The organism is Pseudomonas sp. 21615526 (assembly GCF_013386245.1).
In the GTDB taxonomy this organism is placed as follows: Bacteria; Pseudomonadota; Gammaproteobacteria; order Pseudomonadales; family Pseudomonadaceae; genus Aquipseudomonas.
Genome location: NZ_JACAOM010000031.1, coordinates 1 through 16,091, shown reverse-complemented (window position 1 = coordinate 16,091; position 16,091 = coordinate 1). Strand labels below are relative to the sequence as shown.

Genomic DNA, 16,091 nt, shown 5'->3' with positions numbered 1-16,091 from the left:
CTTTCAAACAGAACCCTGGAGCCTGCCCACTGCATAAAAGAGGTGCCCCATGAGTCTGCTGCTTGAACCCTATACCCTGCGCCAACTGACCCTGCTCAACCGCATCGCCGTGTCACCAATGTGCCAGTATTCCAGCGTCGATGGCCTGGCCAATGACTGGCACCTGGTGCACCTCGGCAGCCGTGCCGTCGGTGGCGCCGGGCTGATCTTTACCGAAGCCACCGCCGTGACTGCCGATGGCCGCATCACCGCCCAGGACCTGGGCCTGTGGAACGACGAACAGATCGAACCGCTGCAACGCATCACGCGCTTTATCAATGCCCAGGGCGCGGTGGCGGGCATTCAACTGGCCCACGCCGGGCGCAAAGCCAGCACGCACCGGCCATGGATCGGCAAGCACGGCAGCGTCAAGCCGGAAGACGGTGGCTGGGTGCCGGTGGGCCCCTCGCCGATTGCCTTCGATCCGCAGCACACTTCACCCAAGCAACTCGATGAAGGGCAGATCCAGCAAGTGATCGCTGACTTCGTCGCTGCCGCCAAGCGCGCGTTGACCGCCGGTTTCAAAGTGGCGGAAATCCATGCCGCCCATGGCTACCTGTTGCATCAATTTCTTTCGCCCCTGAGCAACCAGCGTCAGGACCAGTACGGCGGCTCGTTCGAAAACCGCATCCGCCTGGTGCTGCAAGTGACCACGGCGGTGCGTGAGGCCTGGCCGCAGGAGCTGCCGCTGTTTGTGCGGGTCTCGGCCACCGATTGGGTCGAGGACGGCTGGAACCCGGATGAAACCGTCGAACTGGCGCGCCGCCTGAAAGACCTGGGCGTCGACCTGATCGACGTCTCCTCGGGTGGCACCGCGGCCAATGCGGAAATTCCTACCGGGCCCGGCTACCAGACCCGCTTTGCCGAGCGTGTGCGCAAAGAGTCGGGAATCGCCACTGGCACCGTGGGCATGATTACCGAGCCCGCCCAGGCCGAGCACATCTTGCGTACCTGTCAGGCCGATATCATTTTCCTCGCCCGTGAACTGTTGCGTGACCCGTACTGGCCACTGCATGCCGACGATGACCTGGGCGGGCGCAAAGCCACCTGGCCGGCGCAGTATCAGCGGGCTACGCATCGCGACCAGCCGATTCATGAGTCGGACTTGCGGGATTAACCTTGCGTAGGAAAACGCCTGAAGCTAATGTCGAAACTATGACTCTATTACTGAACGCCTCGATTATTCCCACCCTCCAGGAGAGGGTGGGCTGACGCGTGCTGGAAAAGCATGAAAAACCCGCCCTTGATCCGGCGGGTTTTTTATTGCCCGCCGATCACCGGCCAAGCCCTGCGACACAAGGAGAAGCTCATGTTGCACCTGATCTGCGGCAAAATCGCATCCGGTAAATCGACCCTGACCCAGCAGTTGTCGCAAGCCCCACAGACGGTATTGATCAGCGAGGATGAGTGGCTGTCACGCCTTTATCCCGGACAGATCCAGGCTCTGGGCGACTACGTGCGCTGCACCGGCCACCTGCGCGATGCGTTGACGGCCCATATCATCTCGTTGCTCAAGGCCGGCGTCTCGGTGGTGCTGGATTTTCCCGCCAACACCCTGGCCAGCCGCCGCTGGATGCGCTCATTGTTCGAAGGCGCAGGCGCTGACCATCAATTGCACTACCTGGATGTGCCGGACGAGGTCTGCAAGGCACGCCTGCGTGCGCGCAACGCGGAGGGTACCCACGCGTTCGAAACCAGTGACGCCCAGTTCGACTTGATCACCGGCTATTTCGAAGCACCGACACCTGCGGAAGGCTTCAACCTTGTTCACCATCAACCCTTGGAAGCACAGCATGTTGATCAAGTGTGACCTGACCGAAAAGGACCTGCCGTTGCTGGCGCTGATTGACCGTACCGAACGGATCGAGGCGTGCTATCGCGTGGAGCACGGGGAGTTGCTGCTGTACCCCGAGCACCACGACATGCGCGGCTGGCCCGAAGGCGAAGCGGAGCAGGATGCCGTGGCCTTGCAGGCGTGCCTGAAGCGCGGCGGGTGGCTGCACGGTGTGTTTGACGATGCAAAGCTGCTGGCGGCCGTGGTAGTGGACAACCGGGTTATCCTCAACCAGGGCCTGCGTATGCGCCAGCTCAAATTCCTGCATGTGAGCCATGGGGCCCGTGGCCTGGGCCTGGGTGGCCAGCTGTTTGCCCTGGCCTGTGAACACGCCCGCGCAGCCGGGGCCGAGGCGTTGTACGTATCGGCCACGGAATCGCGCAATACGGTGGAGTTCTATCTGCGGCTCGGCTGCCGGTTGCTCAAGCAGCCGGATCCCGAGCTGTTTCAACAGGAGCCGCACGACATCCACCTGTACCGGCCGCTTGTGGGATAACGCTGTAGGTCATTGCCCTGCAAGCGTTTTTTTAAGTGATTACTCTAAAAAAGTCCCACGCCCGGCAAGATAGTTTCTACGCTTAAGGTAAGCATGATTTCTGGCCCAGGAAATCAGCTTGTTGATCCTCGCAGGTCGCATCGCGGGATGGGGTTATGGGCAACCAGGAGCAGTTGATTGATACGAGGAGACAGTCCATGGCCAAGTCTTATGGTGTAGCGGGGGTGTTGTCGTCTTTTCTGGCCCGCAGGATGTCGCTGCGCAGCCGACGCCTGAGTTCGGACGAAGAGCAATTGCTGGAACAGTACCGCGCCCTGACCGAGAGTGATCAGGTGGCGATGCGGTACTTGATTGGGGCGATGAAGAGTATTTCGCGGTTCTGAAGATCCCGAAGGGGCGTTCCCACGCGAGCGTGGGAACGTTCGGTATCAGGTGTACTTGCGCTTGTCTGGTGCAGGTGGGAAGTATTGGTACAGCCAGGTTTCGCTCAAGGTGCGGTCCTGGGTGCGGATGAACAGCCGCAGTTCAACCGGCTCGACGCTGTCGCTGGTCGGGTACCAGTCAAACAGAATTCGATAGCCCTTGATGGCATCCAGTACCAACACGCTGAAGTCTTTGACCTCACCATGGGAGCAGGTCACCACCGGCTCGATCCCGGTGCCTTCAGGCAAACGATCCAGCCCGCCGCCGTTGAAGTCCACGGCAAAGCGCCGCGCCCAGACTTCGGGGTAGTGCTCGCCCGGCGCCCAACCTTCGGTGAAACCGCCCATGCCCGAACGGGTGGCATTGACCTGCGCCAGTGGCGTGCTGACCGGCGGCAGGGCGCTCCAGTAGAGCTTGTAGCCGTAGTTCAGGGATTCGCCGGCAGCGACGGGCTTCTTCGGGGTCCAGAAGGCCACGATGTTGTCCAGGGTCTCGCCGGTTGTAGGAATTTCCAGCAGATCGATAGAGCCTTCACCCCACGCAGTAGTAGGTTCTACCCACAGGCTTGGGCGTTTGCTGTACCAGTCCACCGTGTCCTGATAGCTGGCGAACTCATGATCGGTCTGCACCAGGCCGAAGCCTTTCGGGTCGGTGTCGGCAAACGCGTTGAATTGCAGGGTAGCCGGGTTGTTCAGCGGGCGGCAGATCCACTCGCCATTGCCGCGCCACATGGCCAGGCGATCCGAGTCGTGGATTTGCGGGTGAATGGTGTCGCACATCCGCCGCTCAACGGTGCCGCAACTGAACATGCTGGTCATCGGTGCGATGCCCAGTTGCTCGATGGCGGTACGCGCATTGATATGGGCGTCGATGGCCATTACCACCTGGTTGGCCTGGCAGTCGATATCGAAGCGATAGGCACCAGTGGCGCTCGGCGAATCCAGCAGGGCGTAGACCACGAAGCGGGTGCTGTCCTTGTCCGGGGTTTCGAACCAGAACTTGGTGAAGTCCGGGAATTCCTCGCGCTTTTTCGCGTAGGTGTCGATGGCCAGGCCGCGTGCGGAAAGGCCGTACTGGCCGGTGGAATCCACCGCACGGAAGTAGCTGGCGCCGAGGAAGGACAGCACGTCGTGGCGGTCCAGTTCCGGGGCCTTGAACAGCTTGAAGCCGGAGAAACCCAGGTCGCCGGTCAACTGCTTGGTGTCTACCGTGGTTTTTTCATAGTTGAACAGCGAAGGGCGGAAGTGCACCTCGCGGGCCTGGCGGGTTTTCGGGTCGACGCTGTACATGCGCACCGGCGTCTTGAAGCCCATGCCGACGTGGAAGAACTGCACGTCCAGCTGGCCGTTCAATTCTTTCCACAGCGAATGCTTGCTGTCGTAGCCGATGGCGTTGAAATTCTGCGGGGTCATGGTCGCCAGGGTCGGCGGCAATACCTGCTTGGTGTCCTGGTAGCGATTGCTTGCCAACTGCTTGGCCTGGATCTTCAGGGCCTCGAAATCGAAGGCCTGGGCCTCGCCATCAGCGGCGCGGTTGCCCGCCCAGGCCTGGGCGGCCAGCAGGCCACTGGCCGACAGACCGGTGTAAGCCGCGATGGCCATGGACGCTTTGAGCAAATTCCTGCGGTGCATAAATACAACCTGTCGTGAACAATCCCGCGCCGTTCCTGGCACGTGCTGGATCAAGGAAAACGGTTCGGACATGCCTTCGGCCAAACGCAACGGACATTAAACAGATACCAAATAGCTTAAGCGGTTCGGTGCGCAAGGAAAAATGATTGATGGCGGGTTGATGGCGCTGCATATGAAACAAGACGTTTCTGTGGAAACCGTGTGGCGAGGGAGCTTGCTCCCGTTGGGTCGCGAAGCGACCCCAGCTCAGGCGATGGAGATCCTTCAGGGATATCTCGATCGCCTGGTTTGGGGCTGCTGCGCAGCCCAGCGGGAGCAAGCTCTCTCGCCACAATAATCTCTTCCTTCAGGAATGCCGGGATCAGCCCACTTCGCCTACCGCTCGATATGCCTCATCAATCGCCGCATGGGCATACGCACTCCACGCCGCATCCGAGTTGGCGATGCTCACATGTCCCACCGGCTGGCGCGCTAGGTCCTTCAGTTTTTCGCTTTCATCGGCATCGTCAAACAAGCTGTTGGAGAAGGTCGCATAGCCGTGTGACCAACGGTTGACAGTGATCGCCAGAATGTCGGTCTGGTGGTTGAAGCCACCCGGGCCGAGCATGCGCTGCAGTTGGTCGCGCAGTTGCGCTTCCAGTTGTTCAAACGTCTGCCCGTACAACTTGCCCCGCCCGGCGCGGGCCTGGTCGCGGCCGTTCATGCCGCTGTTGGGGCTGGTGGGCACGTACACCATGTGCAAACCAATCGGCTGCGTCGGGTCGCGCGGGTGCTCGTAGCCGCCCATGCTCACCGGGTAATCCAGCTTGATCCGGCTGTAAGGCTGGGTCGCTGCATAAATCTCGTGCACCCCCAGCTTCTGGAACGACGTCCAGTTGCGCACCACCACTTTGGTGTAGACCAGCGGGTACTTCACGTTCTGGCTCAGGGCCTGGGCTTGTTCTGCCGGCAGATCGCGCAGCAGGTACGGGATCATCATGTTGTAGCAGGCCAGGATGCAGCGTTTGCCGCGGACCTGTGCGAGTTGGCCGCCACGGCTGTAGCCGATGTGCACACCGTCACCGACGTTACGCACACTGACCGCAGTACTGTTCAAACGCACCCGCACCGGTGTCCTGGGCTGATCAAGCCTGGCGTAGTCAAACGGCGCCAGCACGATGTCATCCATGGTGTGCCCCGGTGCCACTGCCGGAATCAGGCTGCGCACCAGCAAGCGTGCCAGCGAGGCGTTGCCGTCGGGGAAGTGGTAGATGTAGGGTTCTTCCATTTCTGCGGCGGCTTCTTCGCTGATCGGTGCCAGGTTCATTCCGCCGAAGCCAGGGAAACCCACACTGTAGGCATCAGCCGACGCCACCGCGTCGATACTCAAGGCCATGAAGTCGTTGGTGCGGCTTTGGAAGTACTTCACCGCGCCTTCCGAGAGTCCTACGTTCTTGAGCAGGAAATCGCGGTAGCTGGTGGCCGCGAGGTACTCGGCCTTTTCCTCGGCAGTCTTGCCCGGCAGGTAATCCTTGGGCGCGACGTGCAAGGCAATCAGCGCCTGACGGTCGGTTTCCGGCAGCGGGAAATCATTGATGAAGTCGCTGATGGAGCGCGCATGCAACTGGTCCGGGGCGATGTCGTCGGCGACCATCGGCGTCGGGTCGCCGGTCACCAGTTTGTCTTCGCCAAAGTTTTCCTTGTCGAAGAACACCCCACGGGACAAACCCAGGCCCGGGTAGAACTGGCGGTCGAAGGCGGTCTCGAAGCGCTTGATGTTCACCCCGAGTTTTTTCAACAGCCCGTTTACTTCCTTGCTGTAAAGATGATTCGGTGACTGGAACGCTTCGCTGCCGCCGTAGCCGATGATCAGCCGGCCACCGGCCTGGAACTCATTGCGCTTGGCATGGCCGCCGAAGTCGTCGTGGTTCTCCAGGATCAGGATCTTCGCCTTCGGGTGCTTCTCACGGTAGAACCACGCCGCCGACAAACCGCTCAAGCCACCGCCGACCACCACCAGGTCGTAGTCTTCGGTGATCGGCAGTTTATCGGTGTCGAAGGCCTTCTTTTCCCAGCCCATCTGGTGGGCAACTTCGAATGAGCCGACATGGCTGCCGCGCAAGCCTGTGAGGGCGGGCGGGTAGTAGCGGCCATCGGGAGCGGCCTGGAGGATTTGCAGCGGGGTCATACCGGCGGCAATCGTGATAGCGACGCCGTTGAGGAAGTCGCGGCGGGTGATGTCCATGGGAACCTGCGAATTATTTATTGTTATGAGATCCCTGCAGGAGCCGGCTGTTGTGGCGAGGGAGCTTGCTCCCGCTGGGCTGCGTAGCGGCCCCAAAAAACCTGGGAGCACCTCGCACTACAGCGGGAGCAAGCTCCCTCGCCACAGTGAGCTCGCTTCGACAGGGGTAAAGGGTCAGTGCTTGAACATCACATGGCGAACGGTGGTGTAGTCCTCCAGGCCGTACATGGACATGTCCTTGCCGTAGCCGGACAGTTTCTGACCGCCATGGGGCATTTCGCTGACCAGCATGAAGTGGGTATTCACCCAGGTGCAGCCGTACTGCAACCGTGCAGCCAGGCGATGGGCGCGGCCGACGTCGGCGGTCCACACGGAAGAGGCCAGGCCGTAGTCCGAATCGTTGGCCCAGGCCAATACCTGGGCCTCGTCGTTGAATTTGGTTACCGACACTACTGGCCCGAACACTTCGCGGCGCACGATTTCATCGTCCTGCTGCGCGTCGGCCAATACGGTCGGCTCAAAGAAGAACCCGTTGCCTTCCACCGCCTTGCCACCCGTGATCAGGCGGATATGGGATTGCGCCACGGCACGCTCCACAAACCCGGCCACACGGTCACGGTGCTGTGCGGTGATCAGCGGGCCCAGCTCGGTGGCCGGGTCATCCTGCAAACCGTATTTGATGCTGGCAACCGCCGCGCCGAGCTTCTCGACGAACGCGTCGTAGATATCGGCCTGTGCATAAATCCGGCACGCAGCGGTGCAATCCTGCCCGGCGTTGTAGAAGCCGAAGGTGCGAATGCCTTCCACCGCCGCGTCGATATCGGCGTCGTTGAAGATGATCACCGGCGCCTTGCCGCCCAATTCCATGTGCATGCGTTTGACGCTGTCGGCAGTGCTGGAAATGATATTGGCCCCGGTGGCAATCGAACCCGTCAGCGACACCATGCGCACTTTCGGGTGATTCACCAGCGGGCTGCCCACGGTTGGCCCACGGCCAAACACCAGGTTGAGTACACCGGCCGGGAAAATTTCAGCGGCCAGTTCCACCAGGCGCAGCGCGGTCAGCGGAGTTTGTTCCGAAGGCTTGAGCACCACGGTATTACCGGCGGCCAGGGCCGGGGCGATTTTCCAGGCGACCATCATCAGCGGGTAGTTCCACGGCGCGATGGAGGCAATTACGCCCACCGGGTCACGGCGGATCATCGAGGTGTGGCCCGGCAGGTACTCGCCGCCGGCCGAACCGCTCATGCAGCGGCTGGCGCCGGCGAAGAAGCGGAACACATCGGCCACCGCCGGGATCTCATCATTCAGCGCGGCGCTGTAGGGTTTGCCGCAGTTGTCCGACTCAAGCTTGGCCAGCTCTGCGCCGTGGGCTTCGATGGCGTCGGCGAGTTTGAGCAGCAGCAGCGAGCGATCCTTCGGTGGCGTTTGCGACCAGCCTTCAAAAGCGCTGTCGGCAGCACGCACGGCGGCGTCGACCTGGGCTTCGCTGGCTTCCTTGATTTCCACCAGTACCCGACCCAACGCCGGGTTGAACACCGGCTGCGCCGGGCCTTCGCCTTCGACCAGATGGCCGTTTATCAGCAGTTTGGTTTGCATGGTTCAGTCCTCTTAAAGCTGCATCGTTTCCCCTGCCGAAACCGGTTCAAGTATGGGAGCGAGCAAGCCCGCTCCCACATTTGAATCTCATTCCTTCAGTGGCAATGTGTTGTCAGTTATTTACCGCCACTACCGGCCACGCTTTCGCCGCCGCGGGTCAGGTAATAGGCACCCAGGATCGGGAACATCGTCACGATCATCACCAGCATCGCCACCACGTTGGTCACCGGCACATCCCGTGGCCGGCTCAACTGGTTGAGCAGCCACAGCGGCAAGGTGCGCTCGTGGCCGGCGGTGAAGGTGGTGACGATGATTTCGTCGAACGACAGCGCGAACGCCAGCATGCCGCCGGCCAGCAACGCCGAGCCGAGGTTGGGCATGATGATGTAGCGGAAGGTCTGCCAGCCGTCGGCGCCGAGGTCCATCGAGGCTTCGATCAGGCTGTGGGAAGTGCGGCGCAAACGGGCGATCACGTTGTTGTAGACGATCACCACGCAGAAGGTCGCGTGGCCGACGATGATGGTGAACATCCCCGGCTCAATCCCCAGGGTCTTGAAGGTCGCCAGCAACGCGATACCGGTGATGATCCCCGGCAGTGCAATCGGCAGGATCAGCATCAGCGAGATGCCTTGCTTGCCGAAGAACTCCCGGCGATACAACGCCGCCGAGGCCAGGGTGCCGAGCACCATCGCAATCAGCGTGGCGATGGCCGCGATTTGCAGCGACAGCTTGATTGCTTCCAATACGTCCGGCCGCGAGAAGGCCACGCTGAACCACTTCAGGGTGAAGCCCTGGGGTGGAAAGCTGAACGCCGCCTCTTCGGTGTTGAAGGCGTAGAGGAAGATGATCAGGATCGGGAAGTGCAGGAAAACCAACCCCCCCCAGGCCGCGATTTTTAGACTGAGTGAGGCTTTTTCAGAGTGCATCGAAGGCCCCCAGACGTTTGACGATGGACAGGTAAACCGCGATCAGCACAATCGGCACCAGGGTGAACGCCGCGGCCATGGGCATGTTGCCGATAGCGCCTTGTTGCGCGTACACCATGCCGCCGACGAAGTAACCCGGCGGGCCCACCAGTTGCGGCACGATAAAGTCGCCCAGGGTCAGCGAGAACGTAAAGATCGAACCCGCCGCAATCCCCGGCACCGACAGCGGCAGAATTACCTGCATGAAGGTCTGGCGCGGCTTGGCGCCGAGGTCTGCCGAGGCCTGCAGCAACGATGGCGGCAAACGCTCCAGCGAGGCCTGGATCGGCAGAATCATGAACGGCAGCCAGATGTACACAAACACCATGAACCGCCCCAGGTGCGAGGTGCTCAAGGTGCTGCCGCCCACGCCGGGAATGCCCATGATGAATTGCAGCGCCGGCTCCAGGCCCAGGTGCTGCACGAACCACTGCGCCACGCCGCCCTTGGCCAGCAGCAGGGTCCAGGCGTAGGCCTTGACGATGTAGCTGGCCCACATCGGCATCATCACCGCGATGTAGAAAAACGCCTTGGTCTTGCCGGTGGTGTAGCGCGCCATGTAGTAGGCGATCGGGAACGCGACGATGGCACTGGCGATGGACACCACCACCGCCATGCTCAAGGTGCGCACGATGATGTCGAAGTTCGACGGCTGGAACAGCGCGGCGAAGTTGGCCAGGGTCAGGTCCGGGGTGACCGCCATGGTGAAGTCATCGAACGTATAGAAGCCTTGCCACAGCAAGGTCAGCAGCGACCCCAAATAGATCGCGCCGAACCAGATCAGCGGCGGCACCAGCAGCAGCGACAGGTACAGGTTGGGCTTCTTGTACAGCAGGTTGGAAAACCTGCGCATCGGGGGTTGGGACAGGGCCAGGCTCATGTCACACCTCGCCTGCGATGTCGGTCAACGGCGTCATGGCTTCCCGCGCCCAGCGCGCGGTGATGGACTGGCCGACTTGATGCCCGGCGGTGGTGTCCAGCCATTGGTTGTTGGCCTGGCTGATGTTCAGGGCCTGGCCGTTTTCCAGTTTCAGTTCGTAGCGGGTGGCGCTGCCCTGGTACTGGATGTCATGCAGCAGGCCGCTGACTTCCACCTCGCCGCTGCCCAGCGGGCCTTCGGCGAAACGCACGTGTTCCGGGCGGATCGAGAACGGCTGCGGGTTACCGCTCAAGCGTTGCGCCAATTCGCCGCGAATCACGTTGGAGGTGCCGACGAATTCCGCGACGAAGGTGGTGGCGGGCTTCATGTACAGGTTGCGCGGGGTGTCGACCTGTTCGATGCGGCCCTTGTTGAATACGGCCACACGGTCGGACATCGACAGTGCTTCGGTCTGGTCGTGGGTGACGAAGATGAAGGTGATGCCAAGTTGGCGTTGCAGTTTCTTCAGCTCGCTTTGCATCTGTTCGCGCAGCTTCAGGTCGAGAGCGCCGAGGGGCTCATCCAGCAGCAATACGCGCGGACGATTGACCAGTGCGCGGGCCAGGGCCACACGTTGACGCTGGCCGCCGGAGAGTTGCACCGGCTTGCGGTCGCCGTAACCGCCGAGGGCGACCATACCCAGGGCTTCTTCGGCGCGGTTGAGGCGTTCGGTCTTGCCCACGCCTTTGACTTTCAGGCCGTAGGCCACGTTGTCCCGCACGTTCATGTGGGGGAACAGCGCGTAATCCTGGAACACAGTGTTCACGTCGCGCTGATACGGCGGCAAGCCGGCGGCTTCCTCACCGTGGATGCGGATGGAGCCGGCACTGGGTTGCTCGAACCCGGCGATCAGGCGCAGGCACGTGGTTTTGCCCGAGCCGGAAGGGCCGAGCATGGAAAAGAACTCGCCGTCCTGGATATCGATGGAAACCCGGTCAACGGCTTTCACTTCGCCGAACTGACGGGAAACGTGGGTGAATTGGACTGCAAGCGTCATGGTGCGGTGCTCCAAAAAGGCGCGTCTTGTAAAAATTAAATCGGAGGTAGATGTGATCGTTCCCACGCTCTGCGTGGGAATGCAGCGCTGGACGCTCTGCGTCCGCCCTTAAAGTCGTGACGCGGAGCGTCACAGGAGGCATTCCCACGCGGAGCGTGGGAACGATCAACTAGGGAGTGCTTAGCGCCCGCCCATGATCGCGATGTAATCCTGGGTCCAGCGGCTGTATGGCACGAACTTGCCGCCTTCAGCCTGCGGGGTTTTCCAGAAGGCGATCTTCTCGAACTGGTCGAAACCGTTGGTCTTGCAACCCTCGGCGCCCAGCAGTTCGCTTTCCTTGCACGCCGCGGGAACCGCCGGCAACGAACCGAACCACGAGGCCACATCACCCTGGACCTTCGGCTGCAGCGACCAGTCCATCCACTTGTAGGCGCAGTTCGGGTGCTTGGCATCGGTGTGCAGCATGGTGGTATCCGCCCAGCCGGTGGCGCCTTCCTTCGGAATGGTCGAGGCAATCGGCTGTTTCTCGTTCACCAGGCCGTTGACCTGATACGGCCATGCGCTGGAGGCCACCACGCCTTCGTTCTTGAAGTCGCTCATTTGCACGGTGGTGTCATGCCAGTAGCGGTGGATCAACGGCTGCTGGGCGCGCAACAGGTCGAGCACGGCCTTGTACTGGGTTTCGGTCAGCTCGTACGGGCTCTGGATGCCCAGTTCCGGCTTGGTGGCCTTGAGGTACAGCGCCGCATCGGCGATGTAGATCGGGCCGTCATAGGCCTGCACGCGGCCTTTGTTCGGCTTGCCGTCCGGCAGGTTCTGCGCATCGAACACTACGTTCCAGCTGGTGGGCGCGGTCTTGAACATGTTGGTGTTGTACATCAACACGTTCGGGCCCCACTGGTACGGCGTGCCGTACGTTTGCTGGCCGACCACGTACCACGGCGCATCTTTCAGGCGTGGGTCGATGTTCTTCCAGTTGGGAATCAGCGAGGTGTTGATCGGCTGTACGCGCTTGCCGACGATCAACCGCAGCGAGGCATCGCCCGACGCGGTGACCAGGTCGTAGCCGCCCTTGGCCATCAAGCTCACCATCTCGTCGGAGGTGGCGGCGGTCTTGACGTTGACCTTGCAGCCGGTCTCTTTCTCGAAACCGGTGACCCAGTCGTAGTTCTTGTCGCTTTCGCCACGTTCGATATAGCCGGGCCAGGCGACGATATCCAACTGGCCTTCACCGGCACCCACCGCCTTCAGCGGTTCGGCGGCCTGGATGCTGACACTGGCCAGCAGCGCGGTGGTCAGGGCACTGAGCAGAGCGGTCTTGTGCGCAGACATGGGGGTTCCCTCTTCTTTAATTATGGTCGGGGCAGTTTTTGCAGCAGGTGGTGCGTGAGCGTAGTTGTTGTTTTAAAGATGCTGGCCGTGGCGCGCCATGATGTGCCGCACCACGCTGTAGTCCTGTAGCGAATCGCTGGACAGATCTTTGCCATACCCCGAGCGCTTCAAGCCGCCGTGGGGCATTTCGCTGACCAGCATGAAATGACTGTTGATCCAGGTGCAGCCGTATTGCAGGCGCGACGCCACTTGCATCGCCTTGTCCAGATTCTGGGTCCACACGGAGGAGGCCAGGCCGTATTCCGAGTCGTTGGCCCAGTCCACCGCCTGTTCCAGCTCGTCGAAGCGGGTCACGGTGACCACCGGGCCGAACACTTCGCGCTGCACGATTTCATCATTCTGTTTACAACCGGCCAGCAAGGTTGGCTGGTAGAAGAAGCCAGCACCGGAATGCACGGCGGCGCCGGTGATGCGTTCGATATGCGGCTGGCCGAGGGCGCGTTCGACAAAACTGGCGACGCGGTCGCGCTGGCGGGTGCTGATCAGCGGGCCGAGTTCGTTGTCGGCATCGCGCTTGCCGGCAAACCGCAGGCTGCTGACGGCGGCGCCGAGCTCGGCCACCAATTTGTCGTGGATGCCGGCCTGGGCGTAGATGCGGCACGCGGCGGTGCAGTCCTGGCCGGCGTTGTAGTAACCGTAGGCGCGCACGCCTTCGACCACGGCTTGCAGGTCGGCGTCGTTGCACACGATCACCGGGGCCTTGCCGCCCAGCTCCAGGTGCGTGCGCTTGAGTGTCTTGGAGGCGGCCTGGAGGATCTTCTGCCCGGTGACGATATCGCCGGTCAACGAGACCATGCGCACCTTCGGGTGGCTGACCAAATGGCTGCCGACCCCTTCGCCGCCGCCACACAGGATGTTGATCACCCCGCGCGGCAACAACTGGCTCAGTACGGGCGCCAGGGCCAGGATCGACAGCGGGGTATGTTCCGACGGCTTGAACACCAGGGTATTACCGGCCGCCAGGGCCGGGGCGATTTTCCAGGCGGCCATCATCAGCGGGTAATTCCACGGCGCAATGGAGGCCACCACGCCAATAGGATCGCGACGCACCATGCTGGTGTAGCCCGGCAGGTATTCACCGCTCAGTTGCCCGGTCTGGCAGCGCACGGAGCCGGCGAAGAAACGGAACACATCGACGGTCGCGCTCAAATCGTCCTGACGTGCCAGGTGCAGCGGCTTGCCGCAATTCAGCGATTCCAGGCGGGCGAGGTAGTCGGCTTGTTTTTCGATTGTCTCGGCGATGCCCAGGAGGATGTTCGAGCGCTGCTGGGGCGTGGTCCGCGACCAACCGGCAAAGGCTCGGTGGGCGGCGAGGATTGCGGCTTCGACCTGCTCGGTACTGGCTTCGGCGATATGGGTGAGGATTTCACCGGTGGCCGGGTTGATGATCGGCTCGACAAACCCCTGGCCCGGGACCAGTTCGCCGTCGATCAGCAACGCAGTGAGCAGCGGTGTGGGCGCGCCAGACATTTTTCGCGATCTCTTTTCTTGTGTGGTCATGGCTGTTCTCGTGCGAGGCGCCTGACCTTCTCTTATGGGATGAGCAGAGACTAGAGGTCAGGCGCGAGGTCAACAAATACTAAATACTGAAAGCAGCATTCGATTAAATAGATGGCTTGCGTGGGTGGGGCTGTTCGCGGGCCACCGTCAGGAATGGGTCCACCAGTGCTGGGCGCGCCGTGCCCCGGCGCCAGGCCAGGCCCACGTCGAGGGTCTGGCTGAGGTCGGCAATCGGCCGGGCCTCGATGATGTCGCCTTCCAGGGACCAGGGGCGGTAGGTCATGTCCGGCTGGATCGACACGCCCAGGCCGGCGGCGACCAGGCTTCGCACGGCTTCCGTCGAGGCGGTGCGCAAGGTGACGCGAGGTTGCAGCCCGGCGCCGGTCCACATGCGTTGGGCGTTGTGGCCCATTTCGTCGACGTTCAGTTGAATCAGCGGCTCGCGGGCAACGTCGGCGAGGTTGATGCTGTCGTGTTCCAGCAGCGGGTGCTGGGCGGGCAGCCATAAACGGTGGGGCGAGTGGGTGAGCACTTCGGTTTGCAGGGCGTGGCGGTCTTCGAGGTTGGAGAGGATCAGCACGCCGACGTCGATTTCACCGCTGACCAGCAGGTGTTCGATGTAGGGGCGTTCGTCCTCCATCACGCGGATTTCGACATTGGGGTAGGCGCGCTGGAAGCGGGTAAGCAAGTCCGCCAGGTAGTAGCCGGCGACCAGGCTGGTCACGCCGATGATCAACTGCCCGGCCACCTGGTCGGTGCTCTGTTGCAGGCTGCGCTTGGCGTTGTCGACGGTGGCGAGGATGAGGTGCGCCTGGCGCAGGAACTGGTGGCCCTGGTGGGTCAGGGTCATGCCCTTGGCGTGGCGGTTGAACAGGTTGACGCCGATTTCCTGTTCCAGTTGCTGGATCGCCAGGGTCAGGGTGGACTGGGAGATGAAGGCGGTCTGGGCAGCGGCGGAGATCGAACCGGTCTCGGCCACGGCGATGAAGTGACGGATCTGACGCAAGGTCATCATGCTGGAATTACCAGTGGGGTGTTTTTATAGATTTGTTCGAGTGTATATCGTTTTAATTGAGGGGTAAGCGCGTTACATCTGGAAGCACTCTAGATCGGGGGTTTTTGGCACTTAGTTTTACGCTGGGGGCCTATTGGTCCTGTGAACTTGAGTTTCTGGAGGTTGTGAATGAATACCCGTGGATTGCTCGATCAACTGCTCAAATCCGGCCAGGACATGTTGCAGAACAAGGCTGGCGGGCAGCGCAAGTCAGATGACAAGGGTGCCCTTGGCGGACTGCTGGGAGGCGGCGGGTTGGGTAGCTTGCTTGGCGGTGCCGGTGGTGGGGCCCTGGCGGCCGGCGCCATGGGTCTGTTGCTGGGCAACAAGAAAGCCCGCAAGTTTGGCGGCAAGGCGCTGACCTATGGCGGGTTGGCTGCTTTGGGGGTGATCGCCTACAAGGCCTACGGTAATTGGCAGGCGCAGCAGGCCAGTGCGCCTCAAGGGGAGCCGCAGACCATTGATCGGCTGCCGCCGGCCCAGGTCGAGCAGCACAGCCAGGGGATTTTGAAGGCGCTGGTGGCTGCGGCCAAGGCTGACGGGCATGTGGATGAGCGTGAGCGGGCGTTGATCGAAGGGGAGTTTGTGAAGCTGGATAACGATCGTGAGTTGCAGCAGTGGTTACATGCCGAGCTGAACAAGCCGCTGGATCCGGCAGATGTGGCTCGGGCTGCCAGTACTCCGGAGTTGGCTGCCGAGATGTATATCGCCAGTGTGATGTTGGTGGATGAGGAGAACTTCATGGAGAAGGCTTACCTCGATGAGTTGGCGCGGCAGCTTAAGTTGGAGCCAGGGTTGAAGGCTGAACTGGAGAAGCAGGTGCGGCAGGCTGAGGTGGTTTGATTGTGTACATATCCGTTTCTGCGGTAACGGCTACTTATGGTAAAAGCAAAGACCAGAACGAAAGCAGAGACGCTTTTCTGTAGGAGCTGGCTTGCCGGCGATGCAGGCACCTCGGTCTTCCAGACACACCGAGGTGATGCTATCGCCGGCAAGCCAGCTCCTACAGTGGACCGTG

Annotated in this window: 14 protein-coding genes; 5 read left to right on the top strand and 9 right to left on the bottom strand. The window is 61.6% G+C overall.

The features are described from left to right. Positions 1–49 precede the first annotated feature (49 nt). The 4 genes from HX786_RS11185 (at position 50) to HX786_RS11170 (ending at position 2,752) form a co-directional block, all read left to right on the top strand. Positions 50–1,156, top strand: coding sequence for an NADH:flavin oxidoreductase/NADH oxidase (locus HX786_RS11185; protein ID WP_003209564.1), 1,107 nt, complete (start codon positions 50–52; stop codon positions 1,154–1,156). A gap of 192 nt (positions 1,157–1,348) precedes the next feature. Further along, positions 1,349–1,849, top strand: coding sequence for an ATP-binding protein (locus HX786_RS11180; RefSeq protein WP_177123194.1), 501 nt, complete (start codon positions 1,349–1,351; stop codon positions 1,847–1,849). After that, positions 1,833–2,369 carry a GNAT family N-acetyltransferase gene (locus HX786_RS11175; protein WP_087695111.1) on the top strand — a complete coding sequence of 179 codons (537 nt, stop codon included), beginning with the start codon at positions 1,833–1,835 and terminating at the stop codon, positions 2,367–2,369. The genes HX786_RS11180 and HX786_RS11175 overlap by 17 nt, the downstream gene beginning before the upstream one ends. A gap of 197 nt (positions 2,370–2,566) precedes the next feature. Continuing rightward, a complete protein-coding gene (locus tag HX786_RS11170; protein WP_003209560.1) occupies positions 2,567–2,752 on the top strand; it encodes a hypothetical protein in 186 nt (61 codons plus the stop codon). A gap of 45 nt (positions 2,753–2,797) precedes the next feature. On the opposite strand, the gene HX786_RS11165 is transcribed toward HX786_RS11170, so the two are convergent. The 9 genes from HX786_RS11165 to HX786_RS11125 form a co-directional block, all read right to left on the bottom strand. Beyond that, on the bottom strand, positions 2,798–4,423 hold the full coding sequence (locus HX786_RS11165) for a glucan biosynthesis protein D (protein ID WP_178912060.1): 1,626 nt from the start codon (positions 4,421–4,423) through the stop codon (positions 2,798–2,800). Between the two features lie 361 nt (positions 4,424–4,784). After that, complete coding sequence (locus HX786_RS11160; RefSeq protein WP_087695108.1) at positions 4,785–6,647, bottom strand: NAD(P)/FAD-dependent oxidoreductase; 1,863 nt, start codon at positions 6,645–6,647, stop codon at positions 4,785–4,787. 174 nt (positions 6,648–6,821) lie between these two features. Next, entirely contained in the window at positions 6,822–8,246 is a 1,425-nt protein-coding gene (locus tag HX786_RS11155) for a gamma-aminobutyraldehyde dehydrogenase (RefSeq protein WP_003209554.1), read from the bottom strand. Positions 8,247–8,362: 116 nt separating this feature from the next. Continuing rightward, entirely contained in the window at positions 8,363–9,172 is an 810-nt protein-coding gene (locus HX786_RS11150) for an ABC transporter permease (RefSeq protein WP_003209553.1), read from the bottom strand. Further along, positions 9,162–10,091: an ABC transporter permease gene (locus HX786_RS11145; protein WP_003209552.1), complete on the bottom strand. Its 930-nt coding sequence runs from the start codon at positions 10,089–10,091 to the stop codon at positions 9,162–9,164. Before HX786_RS11145 ends, HX786_RS11150 begins: the two co-directional genes overlap by 11 nt. A gap of 1 nt (position 10,092) precedes the next feature. Beyond that, the gene (locus tag HX786_RS11140) at positions 10,093–11,127 is read right to left on the bottom strand and encodes an ABC transporter ATP-binding protein (RefSeq protein WP_003209551.1); all 1,035 of its coding nucleotides are present in this window, start codon (positions 11,125–11,127) and stop codon (positions 10,093–10,095) included. 180 nt (positions 11,128–11,307) lie between these two features. Then, on the bottom strand, positions 11,308–12,459 hold the full coding sequence (gene ydcS / locus HX786_RS11135) for a putative ABC transporter substrate-binding protein YdcS (RefSeq protein WP_178912059.1): 1,152 nt from the start codon (positions 12,457–12,459) through the stop codon (positions 11,308–11,310). A gap of 72 nt (positions 12,460–12,531) precedes the next feature. Next, positions 12,532–13,989 (bottom strand): gamma-aminobutyraldehyde dehydrogenase, encoded by a 1,458-nt coding sequence (locus HX786_RS11130; protein ID WP_178912058.1) that lies wholly within the window; start codon positions 13,987–13,989, stop codon positions 12,532–12,534. Between the two features lie 133 nt (positions 13,990–14,122). Then, positions 14,123–15,034, bottom strand: a complete 912-nt coding sequence (locus HX786_RS11125; protein WP_003209548.1) for a LysR family transcriptional regulator — start codon at positions 15,032–15,034, stop codon at positions 14,123–14,125. A 168-nt stretch (positions 15,035–15,202) separates the two neighbouring features. Here HX786_RS11125 and HX786_RS11120 point away from each other — a divergent pair, with 168 nt between their 5' ends. After that, positions 15,203–15,916, top strand: a complete 714-nt coding sequence (locus HX786_RS11120) for a tellurite resistance TerB family protein (RefSeq protein WP_003209547.1) — start codon at positions 15,203–15,205, stop codon at positions 15,914–15,916. The last annotated feature ends 175 nt before the right edge of the window (positions 15,917–16,091 follow it).

Excerpts from the sequence above, each read along its gene's own strand:
- HX786_RS11185 (WP_003209564.1), top strand. The coding sequence starts at position 50 with ATGAGTCTGCTGCTTGAACCCTATACCCTGCGCCAACTGACCCTGCTC.
- HX786_RS11180 (WP_177123194.1), top strand. The coding sequence starts at position 1,349 with ATGTTGCACCTGATCTGCGGCAAAATCGCATCCGGTAAATCGACCCTG.
- HX786_RS11175 (WP_087695111.1), top strand. The coding sequence starts at position 1,833 with ATGTTGATCAAGTGTGACCTGACCGAAAAGGACCTGCCGTTGCTGGCG.
- HX786_RS11170 (WP_003209560.1), top strand. The coding sequence starts at position 2,567 with ATGGCCAAGTCTTATGGTGTAGCGGGGGTGTTGTCGTCTTTTCTGGCC.
- HX786_RS11165 (WP_178912060.1), bottom strand. The coding sequence starts at position 4,423 with ATGCACCGCAGGAATTTGCTCAAAGCGTCCATGGCCATCGCGGCTTAC.
- HX786_RS11160 (WP_087695108.1), bottom strand. The coding sequence starts at position 6,647 with ATGGACATCACCCGCCGCGACTTCCTCAACGGCGTCGCTATCACGATT.
- HX786_RS11155 (WP_003209554.1), bottom strand. The coding sequence starts at position 8,246 with ATGCAAACCAAACTGCTGATAAACGGCCATCTGGTCGAAGGCGAAGGC.
- HX786_RS11150 (WP_003209553.1), bottom strand. The coding sequence starts at position 9,172 with ATGCACTCTGAAAAAGCCTCACTCAGTCTAAAAATCGCGGCCTGGGGG.
- HX786_RS11145 (WP_003209552.1), bottom strand. The coding sequence starts at position 10,091 with ATGAGCCTGGCCCTGTCCCAACCCCCGATGCGCAGGTTTTCCAACCTG.
- HX786_RS11140 (WP_003209551.1), bottom strand. The coding sequence starts at position 11,127 with ATGACGCTTGCAGTCCAATTCACCCACGTTTCCCGTCAGTTCGGCGAA.
- ydcS (WP_178912059.1), bottom strand. The coding sequence starts at position 12,459 with ATGTCTGCGCACAAGACCGCTCTGCTCAGTGCCCTGACCACCGCGCTG.
- HX786_RS11130 (WP_178912058.1), bottom strand. The coding sequence starts at position 13,989 with ATGTCTGGCGCGCCCACACCGCTGCTCACTGCGTTGCTGATCGACGGC.
- HX786_RS11125 (WP_003209548.1), bottom strand. The coding sequence starts at position 15,034 with ATGATGACCTTGCGTCAGATCCGTCACTTCATCGCCGTGGCCGAGACC.
- HX786_RS11120 (WP_003209547.1), top strand. The coding sequence starts at position 15,203 with ATGAATACCCGTGGATTGCTCGATCAACTGCTCAAATCCGGCCAGGAC.